At 33.9% G+C, this 19,952-nt stretch carries 19 protein-coding genes; 9 read left to right on the top strand and 10 right to left on the bottom strand.

The window, feature by feature from the left end; genetic code table 11:
• Positions 1–21 precede the first annotated feature (21 nt).
• Positions 22–567: a DUF2911 domain-containing protein gene (locus ROY99_06745; GenBank protein ID MDT3696076.1), complete on the top strand. Its 546-nt coding sequence runs from the start codon at positions 22–24 to the stop codon at positions 565–567.
• Between the two features lie 46 nt (positions 568–613).
• On the opposite strand, the gene ROY99_06750 is transcribed toward ROY99_06745, so the two are convergent.
• Positions 614–1,960 carry a phosphomannomutase gene (locus tag ROY99_06750; GenBank protein MDT3696077.1) on the bottom strand — a complete coding sequence of 449 codons (1,347 nt, stop codon included), beginning with the start codon at positions 1,958–1,960 and terminating at the stop codon, positions 614–616.
• 183 nt (positions 1,961–2,143) lie between these two features.
• Between ROY99_06750 and ROY99_06755 the strand changes: the two genes are divergently transcribed.
• Positions 2,144–2,464 carry a hypothetical protein gene (locus ROY99_06755; GenBank protein MDT3696078.1) on the top strand — a complete coding sequence of 107 codons (321 nt, stop codon included), beginning with the start codon at positions 2,144–2,146 and terminating at the stop codon, positions 2,462–2,464.
• A gap of 163 nt (positions 2,465–2,627) precedes the next feature.
• Positions 2,628–4,787, top strand: a complete 2,160-nt coding sequence (locus ROY99_06760) for a S46 family peptidase (GenBank protein MDT3696079.1) — start codon at positions 2,628–2,630, stop codon at positions 4,785–4,787.
• 68 nt (positions 4,788–4,855) lie between these two features.
• On the opposite strand, the gene ROY99_06765 is transcribed toward ROY99_06760, so the two are convergent.
• A complete protein-coding gene (locus ROY99_06765) occupies positions 4,856–6,094 on the bottom strand; it encodes a T9SS type A sorting domain-containing protein (protein ID MDT3696080.1) in 1,239 nt (412 codons plus the stop codon).
• Between the two features lie 178 nt (positions 6,095–6,272).
• On the opposite strand from ROY99_06765, the gene ROY99_06770 reads away from it, so the two are divergent.
• The 3 genes from ROY99_06770 to ROY99_06780 all read left to right on the top strand — a co-directional run bounded on the left by ROY99_06770 (position 6,273) and on the right by ROY99_06780 (position 8,631).
• Positions 6,273–6,644: a zf-TFIIB domain-containing protein gene (locus ROY99_06770; GenBank protein ID MDT3696081.1), complete on the top strand. Its 372-nt coding sequence runs from the start codon at positions 6,273–6,275 to the stop codon at positions 6,642–6,644.
• Positions 6,645–6,831: 187 nt separating this feature from the next.
• Positions 6,832–7,389, top strand: coding sequence for a LemA family protein (locus ROY99_06775; protein ID MDT3696082.1), 558 nt, complete (start codon positions 6,832–6,834; stop codon positions 7,387–7,389).
• Positions 7,390–7,407: 18 nt separating this feature from the next.
• Positions 7,408–8,631: a M48 family metallopeptidase gene (locus ROY99_06780; GenBank protein MDT3696083.1), complete on the top strand. Its 1,224-nt coding sequence runs from the start codon at positions 7,408–7,410 to the stop codon at positions 8,629–8,631.
• Between the two features lie 70 nt (positions 8,632–8,701).
• Here ROY99_06780 and ROY99_06785 read toward each other — a convergent pair whose 3' ends face one another.
• The 8 genes from ROY99_06785 to ROY99_06820 form a co-directional block, all read right to left on the bottom strand.
• Positions 8,702–9,232, bottom strand: coding sequence for an archaemetzincin family Zn-dependent metalloprotease (locus tag ROY99_06785; protein MDT3696084.1), 531 nt, complete (start codon positions 9,230–9,232; stop codon positions 8,702–8,704).
• Complete coding sequence (locus ROY99_06790) at positions 9,232–10,587, bottom strand: sigma-54 dependent transcriptional regulator (GenBank protein MDT3696085.1); 1,356 nt, start codon at positions 10,585–10,587, stop codon at positions 9,232–9,234. The genes ROY99_06785 and ROY99_06790 overlap by 1 nt, the downstream gene beginning before the upstream one ends.
• Before the next feature lie 11 nt (positions 10,588–10,598).
• On the bottom strand, positions 10,599–12,074 hold the full coding sequence (locus ROY99_06795; GenBank protein ID MDT3696086.1) for a HAMP domain-containing sensor histidine kinase: 1,476 nt from the start codon (positions 12,072–12,074) through the stop codon (positions 10,599–10,601).
• 271 nt (positions 12,075–12,345) lie between these two features.
• Positions 12,346–13,065 carry a hypothetical protein gene (locus ROY99_06800; GenBank protein ID MDT3696087.1) on the bottom strand — a complete coding sequence of 240 codons (720 nt, stop codon included), beginning with the start codon at positions 13,063–13,065 and terminating at the stop codon, positions 12,346–12,348.
• A gap of 4 nt (positions 13,066–13,069) precedes the next feature.
• On the bottom strand, positions 13,070–14,278 hold the full coding sequence (gene hybB, locus ROY99_06805) for a Ni/Fe-hydrogenase cytochrome b subunit (GenBank protein MDT3696088.1): 1,209 nt from the start codon (positions 14,276–14,278) through the stop codon (positions 13,070–13,072).
• The gene (locus ROY99_06810; protein ID MDT3696089.1) at positions 14,268–15,026 is read right to left on the bottom strand and encodes a 4Fe-4S dicluster domain-containing protein; all 759 of its coding nucleotides are present in this window, start codon (positions 15,024–15,026) and stop codon (positions 14,268–14,270) included. Before ROY99_06810 ends, hybB (ROY99_06805) begins: the two co-directional genes overlap by 11 nt.
• A gap of 15 nt (positions 15,027–15,041) precedes the next feature.
• Entirely contained in the window at positions 15,042–15,713 is a 672-nt protein-coding gene (locus tag ROY99_06815) for a hypothetical protein (protein MDT3696090.1), read from the bottom strand.
• 34 nt (positions 15,714–15,747) lie between these two features.
• Complete coding sequence (locus tag ROY99_06820; GenBank protein ID MDT3696091.1) at positions 15,748–16,008, bottom strand: hypothetical protein; 261 nt, start codon at positions 16,006–16,008, stop codon at positions 15,748–15,750.
• 579 nt (positions 16,009–16,587) lie between these two features.
• On the opposite strand from ROY99_06820, the gene ROY99_06825 reads away from it, so the two are divergent.
• From ROY99_06825 to ROY99_06835, 3 genes are read left to right on the top strand one after another with little or no spacing between them, the layout of a single operon-like run.
• The gene (locus ROY99_06825) at positions 16,588–17,496 is read left to right on the top strand and encodes a 4Fe-4S dicluster domain-containing protein (GenBank protein MDT3696092.1); all 909 of its coding nucleotides are present in this window, start codon (positions 16,588–16,590) and stop codon (positions 17,494–17,496) included.
• Positions 17,493–18,737: a Ni/Fe-hydrogenase cytochrome b subunit gene (hybB, locus tag ROY99_06830; protein MDT3696093.1), complete on the top strand. Its 1,245-nt coding sequence runs from the start codon at positions 17,493–17,495 to the stop codon at positions 18,735–18,737. Before ROY99_06825 ends, hybB (ROY99_06830) begins: the two co-directional genes overlap by 4 nt.
• Positions 18,734–19,885 carry a cytochrome c3 family protein gene (locus ROY99_06835; GenBank protein MDT3696094.1) on the top strand — a complete coding sequence of 384 codons (1,152 nt, stop codon included), beginning with the start codon at positions 18,734–18,736 and terminating at the stop codon, positions 19,883–19,885. Before hybB (ROY99_06830) ends, ROY99_06835 begins: the two co-directional genes overlap by 4 nt.
• The last annotated feature ends 67 nt before the right edge of the window (positions 19,886–19,952 follow it).

Raw genomic sequence — 19,952 nt, forward strand, 5'->3', positions numbered from 1 at the left:
AATAAAACGAAAGGTATTAATATGAAAATAACAATGAGCTTTATACCCTTGCTAATATTATTTTCTTTTATTATTTCAAACAGATTAAATGCACAGGATAAAAAAGAGGAAGTAAGGATTAGTCCTAAAGCTGAATTGATGCAAACGATAGGCTTTACTGATGTTAAGATTATTTATAGTCGTCCGGGAGTTAAAGGAAGAACTATCTGGGGAAAACTCGTTCCTTATAATGCTGTTTGGCGTGCTGGGGCTAATGAAGCAACAAAAATAATTTTCTCTACAGATATTATTGTTGAAGGAAAAAATCTGAAAAAAGGTTCATATAGTTTTTTTGCGATTCCCGGAAAAAATGAATGGACACTGATCTTTAATAAGGTCGCTGATCAATGGGGTGCTTTTGAATATAATGAATCTGAGGATGCACTTAGAATAAAAGTCAAACCGCAAAAAGGTGATTGGGAGGAGTGGCTTGCTTACACAATAACAAAAACATCTGATAAAACTGCAGTGATAAAATTAGAGTGGGAAAAACTTAAAATACCTTTTAAGATAGAGGTTAAAATATAGATTTGGATTATGAGTCCTTCCAGCTAAAACTGGAAGGACTAAATTATTATTTCCGGATTATATCTAATAATTCATTTGTCTTTTCTTCCATTAACAAAACATCTCCTTTAGATTCAACATTCAGCCTGATTATTGGTTCAGTGTTAGACATTCGGAGATTGAATCGCCAATTATCATATTCAATACTTATTCCATCAGTTTTATCTACTTTACCACCGGTATATAACTTCTCTATCTGTTTAATTTTGCCGGCAGGATCGGATATAGTTGAATTGATTTCTCCTGAACAGGGATAATTTGCAATCATTTCTTCTACCAGATCACTTAGAGATTTATCTTCTTCAGACATCAATTGCATTATCAGAAGAAAAGGAACCATTCCGCTGTCTGAATATGAGTTATCTCTAAAATAATGGTGAGCAGACATTTCACCTCCGTAGATCGAGTTAACTTCACGCATCTTTTGTTTAATAAATGCATGACCACTTTTGGATTGAACAGGAATACCTTTACTATTTTCAACCACATCAATCGTATTCCAAACAAGTCTTGGATCATGTACAATTTTTTCACCGGGAAATTTTTTTAAGATAGATTTTGCAAGTAAACCAACTATATAATATCCTTCGATGAAATTTCCTTTTTCATCAAAGAAGAAACAACGGTCATAATCACCATCCCATGCAACCCCAAGATCAGCATTATTTTTTAATACTGAATCAATAGTTGGTTTTCTGTTTTCGACCAAAAGTGGATTAGGAACTCCATTCGGAAAGTGAGAATCAGGATCATTAAATAGTTTTATCATTTTTATTGGTAATCGTGGTTCAATTGCATCCAATGCTAACCCGGCGCATCCATTACCAGCATTAACAACTACTTTAAATGGCTTTATTTTTTTAGGATCGTAAAACTTTGAAAGATTATTGATAAAAGCATTCATTACATCAAGCTCTTCAATCTTACCTTTAGTAGCGGATTTTTCTCCAAGATCATTCTTTAGTATCATTTGCTCAATTACATTTAAGCCGGAATCATATCCAACCGGAACAGAATCCTTTTTCACGAATTTCATTCCGTTATATTCGGGTGGATTATGACTTGCAGTTATCATAATTCCGCCGTCAGCATTTAAAAACGGAGTTGAAAAATAAATCATCTCAGTTCCACATAATCCTATATTGACTATATCTGAACCTGCATCAGTTAAACCATCAACAAGTGCATTGCATAAATCCAAAGAAGAATGCCGTACATCATATCCAACAACAATTTTTTTTGCACTTATATATTTTGCAAAAGCTCTTCCGATTTTATATGCAAGATCAGGATTTAGCTCCGAAGGAACTTTACCTCTAATATCGTATGCTTTAAAGCCATTTAATTTTTCCATTTCAGATCCCATAAATAATGAAGAAATAATACTTAAAATATCAGGTGCTTTTGTGAAAAGAAAACCTGATATTTGTTTTGCAATTTAAGAAAATAGCTTATACTGCACTAAAGTATTTTTTAAGGTATTTATTTTTCATTGGACTTTTTGAAAATCACTGATTAGATTCACCCAACAAATTTTATGGAGATAGTTATCGAAACTTCTGATACTATTAAGTGGCACTTCGCTAAATGTAATAATACAAGATGCAATTCAATTTTTCTGGTTCATCCTGATGAAAAGCCGGGCGATCTTGGATTTATCTGTCCTGATTGCAGCCGAAAAGTTCATACTTCGCACATTGTTCAATGTTCAAGCTGTAGAACAATATTAAATTTTGTAAGAGCTGCACCCAACGAAGAGAAGGTTGTTTTTTCAGTTCCTAAATGTTCTCATTGCATTGGAACAATTGAAGATGAATGGGAGATTGAACCGCTTTATTTGCCGGATTCATACATTTAGTAAAGGTCTTTTTTATATAGATTTTGATATTAAATCAAAATCTTATTTACAGCCTATCCTTTTATGTAACCATTCATAATTTGTTTGGAGCATAAAAGGATTTTTTATTTAATCTTTGAATCGCTTTTTAGTTAATAATCTATAAAAATAATAGGATGTAGCTATGAAAATTCGTTTCGGAATGCTTACTGAAAAGTTAGCAATTTTTGTTGTTCTCTTAAGTATGATTTTACAGGTATCATCATTTGCTCAGAATGCAAACTGGATGAATCTTGATACAGTTAAAGCCGGCAGATTTGATACTGGAAGGATGTGGACTTTTGAATATCCACCGCTGGATTACTTTAACCAAGAATATAATTTCAAACCCGATGAAACCTGGTTTAATCATGTCAGAATGTCTGCATTAAGATTTGCAAATTATTGCTCAGCTTCTTTTGTTTCTGCCGATGGTTTGGTAATGACAAATCATCATTGTGCCAGACAAAGTATTACTCAGGTAAATAGAGAAGGTGAAGATCTGCACGCAAATGGTTTTATTGCAGAAACTCTTCAGGATGAAAGACCTGTGCCTGGTTTATATGTTGATCAGCTCGTTTTATTTAAAGATGTAACCGACGAAGTAATAGATGCGATGAATGAAGGTAAAACTAATGAAGAACGATCTAAGATTGAAAATGAAATTATTGATAAGATAGAACAGAGAGAAGCTGCAGCAACAGGTCTTACTGTTTCTGTAACACCCTTATATAACGGCGGAAGATATTCACTTTATGGATATAAGAGATATACAGATGTCAGATTGGTTTTAGCTGCTGAAGATCAGCTTGGATTTTTTGGAGGCGACCCCGATAATTTTACATATCCAAGGTTTAATTTAGATTGTTCATTCTTCAGGGTTTATGATGAAACTGGAAAGCCGCTTAAAACTGAAAATTATTTTAAATGGAGTGAAAACGGTCCTGCGGTTGATGAGCCGGTTTTTGTAGTTGGAAATCCTGGTAGTACAAATAGACTGAATACTGTTGCACAGTTAGAATATGCAAGAGATATTCAATATCCCAGAACACTTAGTTTGCTGTCAACCTTATCTAATATGTATAAAGATATGCTGAAAAAAGATCCAAGCCGTAAAGCTGAACTTGAAGACAGGATTTTTGGTTTTGAAAATTCAATAAAAGTTATTAATGGAACATTAAAAGGATTAAGAGATCCTGAATTAATGCAAAAGAAAAGGGATTTTGAAAAGAATTTTAAAAATGCAGTTAATGCTGATCCAGAATTAAAACAAAAATACAGTGATTTGTGGGATAAAATTTCAGATATCCGAAAACAGCTTACGGACATTTCAATTAAAAACTTTGCATTATCAATGAACAACAGATTTACAACTCCACAGTACTTCTTTATTGCTGATCAGATAATTGAAATTGCAAATGAATTGAAAAAGCCCGAAGCAGAAAGAGATGAACTGTATGTTGGCGATGAATTAAATAATACTTTGGAATCTTTGATACCTGCAGATTTTGATTATAATATGAACAATGCTCTTCTTGCAAAAAAAATTGAAGCATTAGAAGAAGCTTTTGGCAGTGATGATCCTGTTGTTAAAAAATTTACAGGCGGGAAAAAAGGACAAGAAGCAGTACAATATATTCTGTCGCATTCCAAAATAACAAAACTTGATGATATAAAAGCCTTATTAGCTAAAGGTGCTGATGAAGTTTTAGATTCAGATGATCCATTTATTTATTTATTACGCAATACAAAAGAAAAAGCCGATGAGTATTCTTCAAAAAGTAAAGAGCTTAGTGAGATTGAATCTTCCTATTCTCAGAAATTAGGAGAAGCAGCATTTGCTGTTTATGGTACTTCTATTCCACCTGATGCAACATTTACTTTGAGAATTGCAGATGGAGTAGTAAAAGGATATCCATACAATGGAACAACTGCACAGCCTTTTACAACATATTATGGCTTATATGATCGGTTTTATGGACAAGAAGGAAAATTCCCTTGGAATTTACCAGACAGATGGTTGGCTCCACCAACAGAGTTTGATCTTTCAACTCCATTGAACTTTGTATCAACAAATGACATCGTTGGCGGTAACTCGGGCAGCCCTGTTATTAATCAAAAAGCAGAGATTGTAGGTTTAGCTTTTGACGGAAATATTGAAAGTCTGTCGAGTAATTTTATTTATACAACAGAACAAAACCGGTCAGTTTCGGTTCATTCATCAGGGATGATGGAAGCTATTGATAAAATCTATAAACTAAACAGGGTTAGTGCAGAATTAAAAGCCGGAAGGATTGTTAATTAGCTTTATACTTATGCTCAAAAAAAAGCCCCGAATTTTTCGGGGCTTTATATTTTCAATTAACTTATCTTCTATTTTGCAAGTATCATTTTCTTAATTGAATTGAAATTCTGTCCATCAATTCCGTTTGCATCCAATCTATAGAAGTAAACACCGCTATTTAAATTTGAAGCATCAAAAGATACAGTATGTGTGCCGGCAGTAAAATTACTATTTAGTAACTCTGCAACCTGCTCGCCTAATAAATTATAAACACTAAGTTTTACTTTCGAATCTATAGCTAACCCAAAAGTAATTTTTGTTGATGGGTTGAATGGATTAGGAAAGTTCTGAGCAAGATTAAACTCTACAGGAGCAGTAACTTCAACATTTATAATTTTTGAATACTCAAACTTACCATCGAAATCAATTTGCTTTAGTCTGTAGGAATAATTTCCATCGACTAAATTTTTATCAACAAAAGTATAATTATGGATTGCTGTTGATGTTCCATTGCCAGTAATAAAAGCAACATTTGCAAAATCACTGCCATTAAAACTTCTTTCAACTTCAAAACCATTATTATTTGTTTCAGTAGCAGTTGACCAGCTAAGTGTTACATTACCATCAATTACACTTGCAGTAAAGCTTGTTAATTCAACCGGAACCACTGAATTTCCGTTTAGTCTAAATGCCATATCATAATATGGAGCATCGCCAACACCACAAGTGGCTACTCTGGGACTCCAGCTTGAGCAAGATGTACTAAATCCGCCACCCGGATTCTGCCAAACAGATGGATTACCCACTTGAGTATGTTCTGTCCAGCCGAATTGCCCGCCAACTGAGAAATCCATGTTTCCCTGAAGTGAAACCCAAAAAGTACCGGAGCTTAACTCAATTGGAGTTGTGAATGTAATTGTTAAAGAACCTGTTGCTGCACCATCAGAAGGAACCACATTTAATAATTCAGCAACTACACTGCCAGGTAAACCAGCATTGTTTTGATAAAACCATACATTTGCAGAAGCTACCGGACCAGTACCATTCCAATATGTTCCAACTATTTCCATAGAAGTAATCGACCAGGTTTCACCAGATGGTACCACAAAATCATCCGCTGCCTGATTATCAAAAGCATCATTAGATGCTTCGAAATTTTGAGATGAAAAGGCATTTGTACCAATTCCAGCCATCTGATCATAAAGAACAGCGTCTGAGGGAATAGTATTAATAGACTTTGTTTGACCAAACAATGTTGGCGAGTTTTGTGCAAAGATAACTGTGTTAATTGCACAAAACATCAAAAGAACAGAAAGAGATTTGAACATAAACAACTCCTTAACATTAGTGGATTAGTAATTATTATAATCAGAAGATTCTGATTTCTAAAATTAAGATTGTAAAAAAGAAATTTTATTGCAAGTATTTATTTAATTATTTCTGCTTTATACTTTCAAATAAATATATTTCTTTACAATTTCCGTATGAAAAAATAATAATATTGTTATGAAATGCCCTGCATGTAAATATGATATGATCATTTTGGAGCTCAATAAAGTTGAGATTGATTACTGTACCAACTGTAAAGGGATTTGGTTAGACTCAGGTGAGCTTGATTTACTATATCATAATTCTAACTTAACAATTGTTAGTGAACTATTTGCAAAAAGCAAAAATAATTCAGAACATAAAATAAGATGCCCAGTTTGTATGAAAAAAATGGAAAAAGTTGAATTCGGACAAACCAGAATTCTTTTAGATAGATGCAAAAACAATCATGGATATTGGTTTGATAAAGGTGAGTTAAAATCATTATTGGAATCAGACCTTGAAAGCAATTCTGAATTAATTGAATTATTCAAAGAGATTTTTGGTTAGTAAGAAGTAAAGACTAATGAGAAATATTGCTATAATATTAAGAGCCGGTTTCGTAATGAAAATATTGAGATTGTGGAATAATCAGCTTTTATCAGACAGAATAAGGTTTTCTGTCTTTTGATTATTAGAATAGTTTTCAGAAGTCTGTAACAGTTAAAAACATTTTTCAAATTAATCGGAGGCAGTAATGCTCTACTTTATTATTTTCATAATTATCATCCTTTTAATAGGAATGTATTTTGTTTCCATTTATAATTCACTTGTTGGACTGCGTAACAGAGTCAAGAATGCCTGGTCGCAGATTGATGTTCAATTAAAAAGAAGACACGATCTTATTCCTAATCTTATCGAGACAGTAAAAGGCTATATGACACACGAGCGCCAGATTATGGAAAACATAACAAAGTATCGTAGTCAGGCAATTGATGCAAATACTGTTGGAGAAAAAGCTGCTGCTGAAGGTCTATTAAGCGGTGCGCTCGGACAGCTGCGTGTGCAGGTTGAAAATTATCCTGATTTAAAAGCCAATCAGAATTTTTTGGCATTGCAAGAAGAATTGACCTCAACTGAAAATAAAATTTCTTTTGCACGTCAAGCATATAATGATCAGGTTCTTTTTTTTAATAATAAGATTCAGATGTTTCCTTCCAATATTATTGCCGGAATGTTTTCATTTAAAGAAGAGGAATTTTTTGAAGTTGAAGACAAAACTGAAAAGGAAGTTCCAAAAGTTAGTTTTAATTAATCAAAGCATTTAACAAGTATGTGGGAGCTTATACAAGCTAACAGAAGAAAATCTGTTTTCATCTTTTTTGGAATGGGTTTATTATTACTTCTGATTGGATATATCTTTGGAAGTTTTTATAACCCCGAATCCGGCGGATATATTGGTCTATTCTTTGCAATAGTTCTTTGGGCTGTTCTTTCAACAATAAGTTATTTTGCCGGTAGTAAAATTATTCTTGGTATTAGCGGCGCAAAAGAAGTTACAAAAGAAATTCATCCGCAGTTGTTCAATGTTGTAGAAGAGATGAGGATAGCGGCTAACTTACCTTATCAACCAAAGATCTATATAATATCTGATGCTGCACCAAATGCATTTGCAACTGGAATAAAACCAGAAAATTCTGCTATTGCTGTTACTGCAGGTTTACTCGGTCAATTAAACCGTGATGAACTTCAGGGTGTTGTTGCCCATGAAATGTCTCATATACTTAACAGAGATGTTTTGTTAATGACGTTTGCAGGCATGATGCTTGGTGCAATCACATTAATGGCTGATATATTTACACGCAGTCTTTGGTTTGGAGGAAGCGGTTCACGGTATAAATCAAGGTCTTCAAATAAAGGCGGAGGACAGGGACAAATCATTATACTTGTGTTAGCTGTTATTCTCGCTATTCTTGGACCAATAATGGCTCAATTACTTTACTTTGCGATTTCGCGTAAGAGAGAATACCTTGCAGATGCTTCTGCTGTAAGATTAACAAGATATCCTGAAGGTTTAGCTGCTGCCCTTGAAAAAATATCTGCATCTCATCTTGATCTTAAAACAGCCAATAAAGTTACTGCTCCGATGTATATAGTAAATCCTCTAAAGAAAACAGGGATGCAGATTGCAAACTTAACCAGTACGCATCCCCCTATAACAGAACGTATCAAAATCTTAAGAGCAATAAATCAGGGAGTTAACTATTCAAATTATCAGGCAGCGTTCAGTCAAGTAAAAGGTACACGCTCACCTGTGATTCCACTTTCAGGATTATCTGACAAGACAAATTTATCAGCAAGAACATCAGAAAGCAGTATTGGTGAAACTGATGAAGCACTTAACACAAAAAGGGAAGTCGGTGATCTGATGATGAAACTTAATGAATATAAGTTTATAAGTTGTACTTGTGGTCTGAAACTTAAAATTCCGCCGCAATTTAATAATGACAAAATTACTTGTCCCAAGTGCGGCAGAATTCATACAATAAATTTATGATTAAGGTGTGTTGAAGATTTTTGATACAAATAATAAATGCCTAAGTAATTAGATCTATTTATTATACTAACTAATGTTTGTAACCTTCAACTTTTGAGATGCAGTTACGGCAAAAAGTGCTTCCTTTAATATCTACTTCTTCGATTCCTGGCGATGAGTGCATTACACAATCCCAATCAATACAATGACGCAGCCCGTAACAATGCCCTAATTCATGAAGAAATTCCTTAATAGTTCGTTCCAATAAAAGATTATCATTAGAAATTCCGGAATAAAATTCCTCATGTAAACGGCAGACAGACAGAAGAGCATGCTTCCCATTTAGCTGTGCTTCTCCAAAAATAAATGTTAACACCGGAACAAAAATATCAACATCAGTTAACATGATTATTTTACCATCAAGATTATCGGTAAGCTTTATGGCTTCTGCTATTATTTGTGTAGAAAAGTATTGTTTGCGATCAACAGAAAAAAAATCATCAAGATTAATATTCAGGTCAACAATGTGAATTTTTGCTGAGAATCTTTTTGTTAATTCTGTTATAAGATTTTGCAAAAGCAAGTTGTTGTAAAATCTGAGTGGAGCGAGAAAAATATCCATCAATAATCATTTTTGCTGAGGTTGTACTTATTAATTTTATTGTAAAGTGTAACCCTGTCAATCTCAAGTATCTGTGCAGCTTTAGAAATATTCCATCCATTTTCATTTAATGTATTCAGAATAAACCTCTTTTCCATAGAGGCAAGGCTTTTTATCTCACCGTTTAATGCTAAATTATTACTTGAAAGATGGAAGGGAAGGTCTTCAACCATAATAGAATTAGTTTTACCGACCACCATTGCTCTTTCTATTGCATTTTCCAATTCTCTTACGTTTCCGGGCCAATTATAATTCATCAAAAAGTCCAGTGCTTCTTTAGAAACGGTTTTAACTTTTTTATTCATAGCTGTTGAAAACTTTTTTATAAAAAAATTAACAAGTAAAGGAATATCATCTCTTCTTTCACGCAAAGGCGGAATAACGATTGTAAAAACATTTAGTCTATAGTACAGGTCTTCTCTGAATTTACCAGCTTTAACAAGCTCCTCCAACGGTTCATTTGTAGCAGTGATTACTCTGAAATCACTTTTTATTAATTCATTTCCGCCAACTCTGTTAAATTGCTTTTTTTCAATAACTCTTAATAGTTCAACCTGCATCTTAGGAGAGATAGAGCCTATTTCGTCAAGAAAAATCGTTCCTCTGTCAGCCATTTCGAATTTACCTTTTCTTTTGAACTGAGCGCCTGTAAAAGATCCTTTTTCATGTCCGAACAACTCGCTTTCAAGTAGAGTCTCTGATAAAGCTCCGCAGTTTACTGTAATAATCGGAAAATATTTTCTGCTGCTGTTTATATGCACTGCTTTCGCAATTAATTCTTTTCCTGTACCGCTTTCACCCCTGATAATAACAGTTGTATCAGTAATTGCAACGCTGTAAACAAGTTCGTAAACTTTCCGCATCTGATAACTCTCACCAATCAGGTTATCAGGTTTAATTATTTCATCAATACTTTCTTTTAACTGAATGTTTTCAATTTTCAATGCTCTTTGTTCAAGTGCTTTTCTGACAGTATGAGCAAGCTCATCGGGATCAACTGGCTTTGTTATATAATCAAAAGCGCCATTTTTAAGTGCTGTAATCGCAGTCGGTACTGAAGCAAAAGCAGTTATCAGAATTACAAGTGCATCTTTATCAATCTCTTTAACTTTTGATAACAGATCAAGTCCACTCATACCCGGCATTTTCATATCAACGAGCAGAACATCATATTTTCCCTTTTCAAATTTTTGTAAGGCAGTTTCACCATCTTCAGCGGTTTCAACCTCATAATTATCTTCTTCAAACCAGTGAAAGAGAGATTCCCTTACTATTTTTTCATCATCTACTACAAGTATTTTTTCTCTTTTAGCCATAAATATTTCTCTTAACAAAGTTGTTTGTTTTGTGGTAATGTAATTTTAAATGTTGTTCCCTCAGATGAAGTTTTTTCAACTTCAATTTTGCCGCTATGATTGGCAATAATTCCATAAGCAACAGCAAGACCTAATCCGGTACCGGAAGATTGTGTTTTAGTTGAATAAAATGGATCAAAAATATGCGGAAGGTCATTATCGGCAATTCCTGTTCCTTCATCTATTACCCTAAGAATGACATTACTTTTTTCTGTAGTTAAATTAATTGTAATTTTTCCGCCGTTAGGCATTGCTTCGATAGAGTTTATTAATAGAGAAATTAATGCCTGCTGAATTTTATTTGCATTGCAGTACACTTCGATTGGTTCATCAGGATAATCTCTAACTAAAGTAATACCATTAATCTCAAGATGATGGTTTATTACTGTAACACTGTGGTAAATTATTTTTAACAGATTTTCTTTTGCAAATTCATCACGTTCAGAATGAGAGAAAATCAGCAAGTCTTTCACAATTTGACCGCAGCGGGCAGATTCGTGTGAGATCAATTCCAGATATTCAATAATTTTGGAATTCTCAGAATTGTTATCTGAAGACTGCAATTTTTTTGTTATCAGTTTGCTGTAGGTTAAAATTCCTGCAAGCGGATTATTCAGCTCGTGTGCAACAGTTGCAGAAAGTTTTCCAAGTGAAGCGAGTTTTTCAATTTGATTTACCTGATTGTAAATATTTTTAAGTTCTTCTGTCTTTTCATTTACTTTGTCATTCAGAGTTTCTGACCAGTTTTTAATTTCTTTATATGCTTCAGCAAGATTTTTTGACATTTCATTAAATCTGCGGGCTACTTGTCCAAGCTCATTTTTAGCCTGTATCTGAATTCTATAATCTAAATTTCCGTTTCCTACAGCTTCAATTCCTTCTTTAATTATTTTTAGTGGTTTATTAACCAGAACCGTTATAAAAAATCCTGTGGAAAGTGAAATAACAATTATCAGAAACACTGAAGCAAAAATTACTTTAGTTCTACTCTCCTCGATGATTTTATCAAGTGAATCTAACGAAACACCAACATCAAGAACACCCAGAATATTAACATTTTCCGGATGAGCATGACAATCAGCATTTGAGCAGTCAGGTTCATTCATAATTGGATTGATAAGACCAAGCACACGTTTATTTTCTGAATTCTTATATACTCTGATTTTATCTTTATTTGCCAAACTTTGCAGCGGCACAGAGCTGTTATGACAGACAATACAAGCCTCTGCTTTCAGATCGACTTTTTTCAGAATTTCCGAAGTATCTGTTGAGTAACTAATTATGCCTTGTTTGTTGTAAATGCGAATTTCTTCAACTCCCCTTAAAGTGCGAAGAGTATTAATTATTGCATGAACCTCTTCGGGTCGGTCTAGCAGCATATCATGGCGAGTTGATTTTTTTATTATTTCGCTTATGTTGTAGGAAGTCTGAAATCTTGAAGCGGTCAAATAATTATTCAGATTATTTAAAATAAAGTACGTGTAAACTGAAAGAAGGATTATCAGAATAGAAGAGAGGGAAAAGATGAGTCGAACACTTAGTTTGTTAAAGACTTTTGGTTTCATATAATCTGTTAACCTTGTTGCTCAAAGTTAGATAATACTTTAAATATTTACAATCTACCTGATGTTTAATAATGGTATTAGAAATGCAGATGTTTATTAGATAGTGTAAGATATTTATTACTTAACAGAATTGTGAAAATTATAATAAATATTCTTATAAGTTTAAGGAGTTTAAAATATTCAAATATTTTTTTCTGCCGATAAGTTGATGAAGAAACTTAATTTGGGTCCCGCCATCCATCATTGTTTCGCCAACAGCAGGAACCTTTGTTTTAATTTCTTCTATAGCTCTGATAGCTTTAGAGTGGATGATATTCCATTGTTCCTGATTTAATCTGGAATTAAGAACTTCTGATTGATTAGCACCCATAATAGCAAACCATTGTGATTTTAACGGGTTATCTGCAGGGTCACCAACCTCATTGTAGATTATGAAGTTTATTGGGGAAGTAATATTAAAACTTCCCCAATCACCATTAAATTGTATTATCGGCTGATCCATAGAAATGCTTTTCCTGCATTCACAAACAATTGTTGAGTTTACACTATCAATAAAACTTTTCCAAATGGGATTAATACCAAGATAAAATGTATTAGCACATATCTCCTTAGCAATAAGATTATTTCTTAAATATATGATATTGGTTTCATACTTAATGCTCTGTAGTTTATTGAAGATTGCATTTACAGCATTTACTATTCCGCCCAGCTTTGTTTCGTTTTCATCAGAAAGATTTCTGATAACTTTGTCAAATGGACAGTTTTCGCAATCAAAATTATTATCACATAATTTGTAATCAATAACTCCTGAGGTCATCCAGATGCACTTTAGCATCTCATATCTGTTTGATTTCAACTCAATATCACTATTCATATTATTAACTTATTGTTATTGGTTCTGTTTTAGCGATGTCTTTTTCATTAGTTGAATGTTCATGTTCTTCGTCAATAAAAACAGCAAAGTATTTTGCTACCATTCTGAAAGCGAATATTGCAAGAACAATGAGCATCAATGTAATACTGATTTCATCAAATGATGGAAAATAACTTACCCCTGAAGATGCAGCTAATCCTGTTATACTAACATTTATTCTGTTCAGTATAAGTCCTGAGATTACACATATTGAGATTATGTACAACCATTTTTTATCTTCTCTTAATTTTTTATAACTGAGCAGGTAAATCGGTACAATAGTGCCGAGTAATATTTCCAGGTAGAAAAGATATGTTTCAGTTGATGGAACAGTTAATAAATATAACTTACCATTATCAATAAAATCATAAATCTTTAACAATAAGCCCGCTATTAAAGCTATTAAAACAGCAAAGGCAGCTCCTGATAAAATATTCATTTTTAAACCGGTATTCTGAAAACCTTCTTCTTTTGTCAAACCTCTGGCGATTAAAAATGATTCAAAAATTATCATCGATAAACCTGCGGCAATACAAGAAACATAAAAATGAACCGGCAATAAAGATGAATACCATAATGGATGTAATTTCCCGGGAACTATCAGATATAAAGAACCAAAGGATGATTGGTGAAGTGTTGAAAATAAAACACCAATTATAACAACCGGGATTGAAATCGCTTTAAGAATTTTAATTGGCGCTTTTATATTGAACTTTTCAAGTACAACCGGGGCAAATTCTAATAACAGTACAGTGGAATAACAAATTAAGCACCAGGTAATCTCAAACATTACAGAGTGAATGTTCCACATATAAAGCGGATGATAAAAGTGTTCCGGCCTTCCGAGATCAACTATTAACAAGCAGACAACAACTGAGTAACCTAAAAAGGCAGTTAGAATTGCCGGTCTTACTAGTGGTTCATATTTATGTAAGTTGAAGATGTGAACAGTTGCGGCAATAGTAAAACCGGCAGCAGCTAATCCAACTCCGATAAAATCAAATCCTATCCATAAACCCCATGGAACTGTATCCTGCAAATTAGTTGTTGCGCCTAATCCTTGTGTAAACCTAAAATAAGTTGAAAATAAACCAACTATAACAATTATAGCCGAAGTTATTTTCCAAAAAGTAGGTCTTAAGATTTCATTTATATTAATATTCTTAATTTTCATTTTTACTTCTCTCTTCTTTAGCAATTTTATTTTTCCTTTTAGTCAGCCAATACATTCCGCCTAAGAATATGCCGCCGCCGACAACTACAGATGGAATTTTTTCCATTGCTCTTTTTGTAAACTCAGGCATTGCTTCTTTTGGTAGTTCAGGGATGTAGCCTAATTGTTCAAATGGTACCGGTGAAAGAACCAGCACATGACCTCCGCCTGCTTCTTCAAGTCCGTATATATGCTGATAGTATTTATCAGGATTTTCCTGAAGTCTTCTTTTGGCAATTGCAATCAGTTGATCCATATCTCCGTATAAAGTTGCTTCATTAGGACAGGATTCTGCACAAGCTGGTATAAGCCCGTTACTGACACGCTCAGCGCACATATTACATTTTCTGATGCGGGGAGTTGTTGTTCCCCATTCGTAACGAGGAATTTTATGAGGGCAAGCCTGCATACAATATCTGCAGCCGATACACTTATCAGCATCATAAACTACAGCGCCTGTTGTTGTTTTTGTTATTGCACCGACGAGGCAAACTGATTCGCATGCCGGTTCGTTGCAGTGCATACACATTTTTCTTGCATATAAATCATCATATTGTTCGATTACATTAAATGTATTATCTGAGAGATGATCCTTTAGAAAATCTTCACTTGTTTTCGGAAGATTATTAGCTTCTTTACACGCATCATAACAGGAACCACATCCTATACAAAGCGTTACATCAAATAGTATTCCTTTTTCTTTTAACATTTGCTTTACCTGTAACTATAATGAGAGAAATTCTTTTTCAAAATCACTTGTACTTTTATCAACTAATGAATAGAGCATATCGTTAGATAATGTACCTCCATCAAACATAGTTTCGCCAGCTAATTCTGGTTTAAGTGCATGTGTGTCTAAAAAACTTTTTAATTTCATGTATTCTTTTTTAATCCAATTAACAGCATCATTTCCTGAGAAAAACTTTTCCCGATTCTCAGAAAAATCTTTTGAAAGTAACTGAACTCCCCAGTTTTGGTACGGATCAGAAATATTTTTGCTTATAATATCTGAGTTAACTGATTGAACGGTACCGCTAACAGGGGATAGAAATTTTACTTTATTATTTCCATAAGCGCCTTCAAATAAAATGTCTCCGCGCTTAATCGTTTTTCCTACAAAGGCACTGTTTAATATTGTTAATGTGCCCAATGCGTTAATTCCGAATTCATCAATTCCAATATTTACTAATCCGTTTTCATCCTCTTTAAGCCAGGTATGTCCTTTTGAAACGAAAGTATTTTGAGGAATAATAAATCTGTTTTTCTCAAACATTGATAAATCAAATTGGGAGAATGATGGCTCAAACGCAGGATGATATTTCCCCTGAAATTTTAGTACGACGAGATCAACTAAAACAAAAAATAAAAATGCTGTCAAAACAAAAATCGCTACCATAGTATTTCCTTTTTTTATAATTCACTTTAATTTTTTATTGATTTTTAGTTGAGCTATCATCTTCTGTGATATTCTCACTATTGTTAGTTTCTTTTGACTTTTCGTCATCGTGCGGCTGCCCGCCGTCATACATTGTTTCGCTTGCAAGCTTAAGTGTAGGATCAAACTTTGACGCAAAGGGTTTTGAAACTTTATTTTTCTTATATGAACCTGAAGCTAATGGGTCAATTACAAATCTGACTAATAAATCAACCCCGATAAAAACTGCAACTAATACTATTAAAAATGTAAGCATTTTGAACTCCTGTTATTTTAATTTGTGCTACTAATAAGGCAACTAACATACCATTAGTTTTTGTTTTTTTATCATCTCTCTATCTTCTTAAGATATAAAGAGTTAGAGCATCAGCGTTGTAATATTATACTATTGTCGTTGCTAAAAGTGTAAATTATTTCAACAAAGCACTATTGAATAATTCTACAATTTTCTCAACTATTCTGAAATTAAATGTCGAAAAAAATTGAATAACTGGTTTCATTAATTTCTCATAATTGAATAGGATGAAACAGTCCGATACTATTTAATTAGCATCAATTATTTTATCGCAAAACTGATATCTATAAAGAATTTCTTATTGCCATATTTTCTCTATCCTTAAAAAAAGTATAAAATGTTTGCCACTATTGATAACTATTAGAAGTTAACGATTATACATTACCCTGTTTTTTGCCTCTAATTATTGCGATATCAACAAAAATCAAATAATTATATTTTTCAAAAATTATTTTCGGAATGGCACAAAATTGTATTTAGAAAAGCAATTATTTTAATTTGTTTTGAAAACATTTATATAAATCTTGAAAGGAATAAAAAATGTCTGGCAAAAGTCGCCGAGATTTCCTTAAAAAATCTGCTTTTGTTGGGGCAGGAATAGCCGGGCTTTCCACCTCATCCGCTAAAGCAGGTCCTAAAAATATTTTATCCGAAGATCGAATGGGTGTTTTAGTTGATACGACTGTTTGTATTGGCTGCCGTCAGTGTGAGTGGGCTTGTAAAGAAGCTCATGATTTACCCGCAGGTGATCTTGAGTCTTACAAAAATCGTGATGTGTTTGATAATATGAGAAGACCTGATCATACTGCATTAACCGTTGTTAATGAGTATTCGCCGGGCAAAAATTCAAATCTTCCTGTTGATGTAAAAGTTCAATGTATGCACTGCGATCATCCTGCCTGTGTATCTGCTTGTATTGTTGGTGCATTTACCAAACATGAAAATGGCGCAGTAACCTGGGATACTGATATGTGCATTGGCTGCCGATATTGTATGGCTGCTTGTCCGTTTCAGATTCCTGCTTTTGAATATGACAAAGCATTGAATCCAAAAATTATGAAATGTGATTTCTGCTATGACCGTACAAAAGAAGGGAAGCTGCCGGCTTGTGTCAGCATCTGTCCGGTTGAAGCCCTTACATACGGAAGCAGAACAGAGCTTATCAAAATTGCCCGTGAGAGGATAAAGAGAAATCCGGATAGATATGTTGATCATATTTTTGGAGAATATGAAGTAGGTGGAACATCATGGTTGTATCTGGCTGGTAAAGATTTTGCAGAACTTGATTTTCCTAAACTTGGAAATAATCCTGCACCGGGGGTTTCGGAATCAATTCAACATGGAATATTTGCATACTTCGTTCCACCGGTTTCTTTATATGCTCTTTTAGGCGGTATAATGTGGATTACAAAACGCCGCAAAGAACTTGATGAGGAGGAAAAATTATGAGTCACGATTCTTACAATCCAGTACCGATAAAACGTAAATATTTTACTCCGGGAGTAATTGGATTGATTGTTATTGCAGTAAATGGATTAATCTTTTTAATGGGCAGATTTTTCTTTGGCATTGGAGCAGTTACAAATCTAAATAATCAATATCCCTGGGGCTTGTGGATTGGAGTTGATGTGGCTGCCGGTGTAGCGCTTGCTGCCGGTGGGTTTACTACTGCGGCTTTGGGTCATATTATTCATAAAGAAGAATATCACGCAATTGTTAGACCAGCACTTCTTACAGCAATGTTAGGCTATACATTTGTTGCTCTTGGAGTGTTTGTTGATATCGGAAGATGGTATTTTATCTGGCATCCGCTGATTATGTGGAATGGTAGTTCAGCCTTGTTTGAGGTTGGTATTTGTGTTATGATTTATCTGACAGTTCTTTACATCGAATTTTTACCAATAGTTACTGAAAGATTTATCGGAAAAGTTAATCTTCCCGGATTTCTTTCAGGATTAAACAAACCTGTTGATAAACTTTTAAGAGCCCTTGATCGTGGTCTTTCAAAAACAATGTTCATTTTCATTATTGCCGGCGTTGTACTTTCTACACTGCATCAATCTTCATTAGGAACATTAATGATTATCGCAGGTCCAAAGATGCATCCGCTATGGCAAACACCGATACTGCCTTTGCTCTTTTTACTTTCTGCAATTTCAGTTGGGTTTCCAATGGTTATTTTTGAATCTTTAATTGCTTCAAGATCATTAGGGCTAAAACCTGAGATGCATGTTCTTTCCAGATTAGGTTCAATGATTCCGCCTTTGTTGGGAATTTATTTAGCATTTAAGATCGGCGATATGTTTATACGCGAAACTTTTGTTTACTTAGCCGAATTTAATACCGCAAGTGTTATGTTTACAATTGAGGTGCTGTTTGGAGTAATAATTCCATTAAGAATGCTTTTATCTACTAAAGTGCTGAAATCGCCGCTGTTTCTTTTTATTGCATCTTCTTTAGTTGTATTTGGTGTTTTAATAAACAGGATAAACAATTTTGTTGTAGCCTACACTCCGCCGTATTCTTCAGACTCATATTTCCCGTCGTTCGGTGAAATTTCTGTTACACTCGGGTTTGTAGCAATGCTTGTACTTGCCTACCGGTTTATTGTTCTTAATTTTCCGGTTATCAGTTTACCAGGAAAGACATCAGCACCTAAAACAAAATATACGATAAGGGGAATAAAATGATGAAGAAAATAATTACTCTTTTATTGGTCTTATTTATAATAATTACGATTAAACCCCAGCAAAATCCGGGTAAAAATCATTCTAAGTTAAATATCGAGTGCAGTACTTGTCACATTTGTGATGTTCCAACAAAAAAGGATCCGTGTCTTGTTCAGTGTCCGCGGGAGAAAATAAAAACTGTATATCAAAAACCCGAACAAACTCCGGAGTTAATCACCATAAATCAGCTGAGTGATAAATACGGTCCGGTTTATTTTTCTCATAGAATTCACGCACAAATGTCCGAGATGAGCGGCGGCTGCGAAACCTGCCATCATCATAATACTTCAGCCTCAATTCTCAGATGCAGTAACTGTCATTCATCGTCAAGAAATCGCGAGGATGTTAGTATCCCTGATTTGAAAGCTGCATTTCATAGACAATGTATGGATTGCCACCGTGAATGGAGTCACGATAATGGGTGTAATACTTGTCATACACTTAAAAAAGATTTGAAAAACGGAAAGCAGGACAAAAATATTCAGAAGAAATATGCTGGAAAAAATCATCCTGTAGTTTTAGAACCAACCAAGTTAGTTTATGAAACAAATTCTGATAAAGGTAAGATTGTAACATTCTATCATGACGATCACACGAAAAAATTTGGATTGAAATGTACAACCTGTCATAAACAAGAAAGCTGTACAAAGTGTCACGATGTTAATAGAAAAGAAAATAATAAACCTATTAAAGTAATTTCAAAGAAAACTTTTGAAGATCAGCATAAGAATTGTATCAGTTGTCATAAGAAAACAGAAAGCTGCAGCAAATGCCATAGTAATAAAGTACTTGAGCCATTTGATCATGCTAAGAAGACAGGCTGGCCCTTGAATAAATATCATATCAACTTAACTTGTGTAAAGTGTCATGGCACAGCCCAGCCTTACAAAAAAGTTGATAATAAATGTTTGAGCTGTCATAAATCCTGGCTTGATGGTAAATTCAAACACTCAGTAACCGGCTTACAACTGGACGAAATTCACATTGAGTTAAGCTGCGAAGACTGTCATAGCGATAATAATTTTGCAGTTAAGCCAACTTGCAGCAGTTGTCACGATGATTATAGTTTCCCGAAACAAAAACCAGGAAAGGTTATTGGTAAAAAATAGATTTTGTCTGCAGGAATAAATTAAAATTCCTGCAGTATCTTATAAATATTTATCAGACTGTAAATTA

This window comes from Ignavibacterium sp. (assembly GCA_032027145.1).
Classification (GTDB): Bacteria; Bacteroidota; Ignavibacteria; order Ignavibacteriales; family Ignavibacteriaceae; genus IGN3.

What these genes read in the sequence shown, in the direction of transcription:
- ROY99_06810 (MDT3696089.1), bottom strand. Translation starts at nt 15,026, where the DNA reads ATGTTAAAAGAAAAAGGAATACTATTTGATGTAACGCTTTGTATAGGA.
- ROY99_06825 (MDT3696092.1), top strand. Translation starts at nt 16,588, where the DNA reads ATGTCTGGCAAAAGTCGCCGAGATTTCCTTAAAAAATCTGCTTTTGTT.
- ROY99_06775 (MDT3696082.1), top strand. Translation starts at nt 6,832, where the DNA reads ATGCTCTACTTTATTATTTTCATAATTATCATCCTTTTAATAGGAATG.
- ROY99_06755 (MDT3696078.1), top strand. Translation starts at nt 2,144, where the DNA reads ATGGAGATAGTTATCGAAACTTCTGATACTATTAAGTGGCACTTCGCT.
- ROY99_06780 (MDT3696083.1), top strand. Translation starts at nt 7,408, where the DNA reads ATGTGGGAGCTTATACAAGCTAACAGAAGAAAATCTGTTTTCATCTTT.
- ROY99_06790 (MDT3696085.1), bottom strand. Translation starts at nt 10,587, where the DNA reads ATGGCTAAAAGAGAAAAAATACTTGTAGTAGATGATGAAAAAATAGTA.
- hybB (MDT3696088.1), bottom strand. Translation starts at nt 14,278, where the DNA reads ATGAAAATTAAGAATATTAATATAAATGAAATCTTAAGACCTACTTTT.
- hybB (MDT3696093.1), top strand. Translation starts at nt 17,493, where the DNA reads ATGAGTCACGATTCTTACAATCCAGTACCGATAAAACGTAAATATTTT.
- ROY99_06770 (MDT3696081.1), top strand. Translation starts at nt 6,273, where the DNA reads ATGAAATGCCCTGCATGTAAATATGATATGATCATTTTGGAGCTCAAT.
- ROY99_06750 (MDT3696077.1), bottom strand. Translation starts at nt 1,960, where the DNA reads ATGGAAAAATTAAATGGCTTTAAAGCATACGATATTAGAGGTAAAGTT.
- ROY99_06800 (MDT3696087.1), bottom strand. Translation starts at nt 13,065, where the DNA reads ATGAATAGTGATATTGAGTTGAAATCAAACAGATATGAGATGCTAAAG.
- ROY99_06765 (MDT3696080.1), bottom strand. Translation starts at nt 6,094, where the DNA reads ATGTTCAAATCTCTTTCTGTTCTTTTGATGTTTTGTGCAATTAACACA.
- ROY99_06835 (MDT3696094.1), top strand. Translation starts at nt 18,734, where the DNA reads ATGATGAAGAAAATAATTACTCTTTTATTGGTCTTATTTATAATAATT.
- ROY99_06785 (MDT3696084.1), bottom strand. Translation starts at nt 9,232, where the DNA reads ATGGATATTTTTCTCGCTCCACTCAGATTTTACAACAACTTGCTTTTG.
- ROY99_06745 (MDT3696076.1), top strand. Translation starts at nt 22, where the DNA reads ATGAAAATAACAATGAGCTTTATACCCTTGCTAATATTATTTTCTTTT.
- ROY99_06815 (MDT3696090.1), bottom strand. Translation starts at nt 15,713, where the DNA reads ATGGTAGCGATTTTTGTTTTGACAGCATTTTTATTTTTTGTTTTAGTT.
- ROY99_06820 (MDT3696091.1), bottom strand. Translation starts at nt 16,008, where the DNA reads ATGCTTACATTTTTAATAGTATTAGTTGCAGTTTTTATCGGGGTTGAT.
- ROY99_06760 (MDT3696079.1), top strand. Translation starts at nt 2,628, where the DNA reads ATGAAAATTCGTTTCGGAATGCTTACTGAAAAGTTAGCAATTTTTGTT.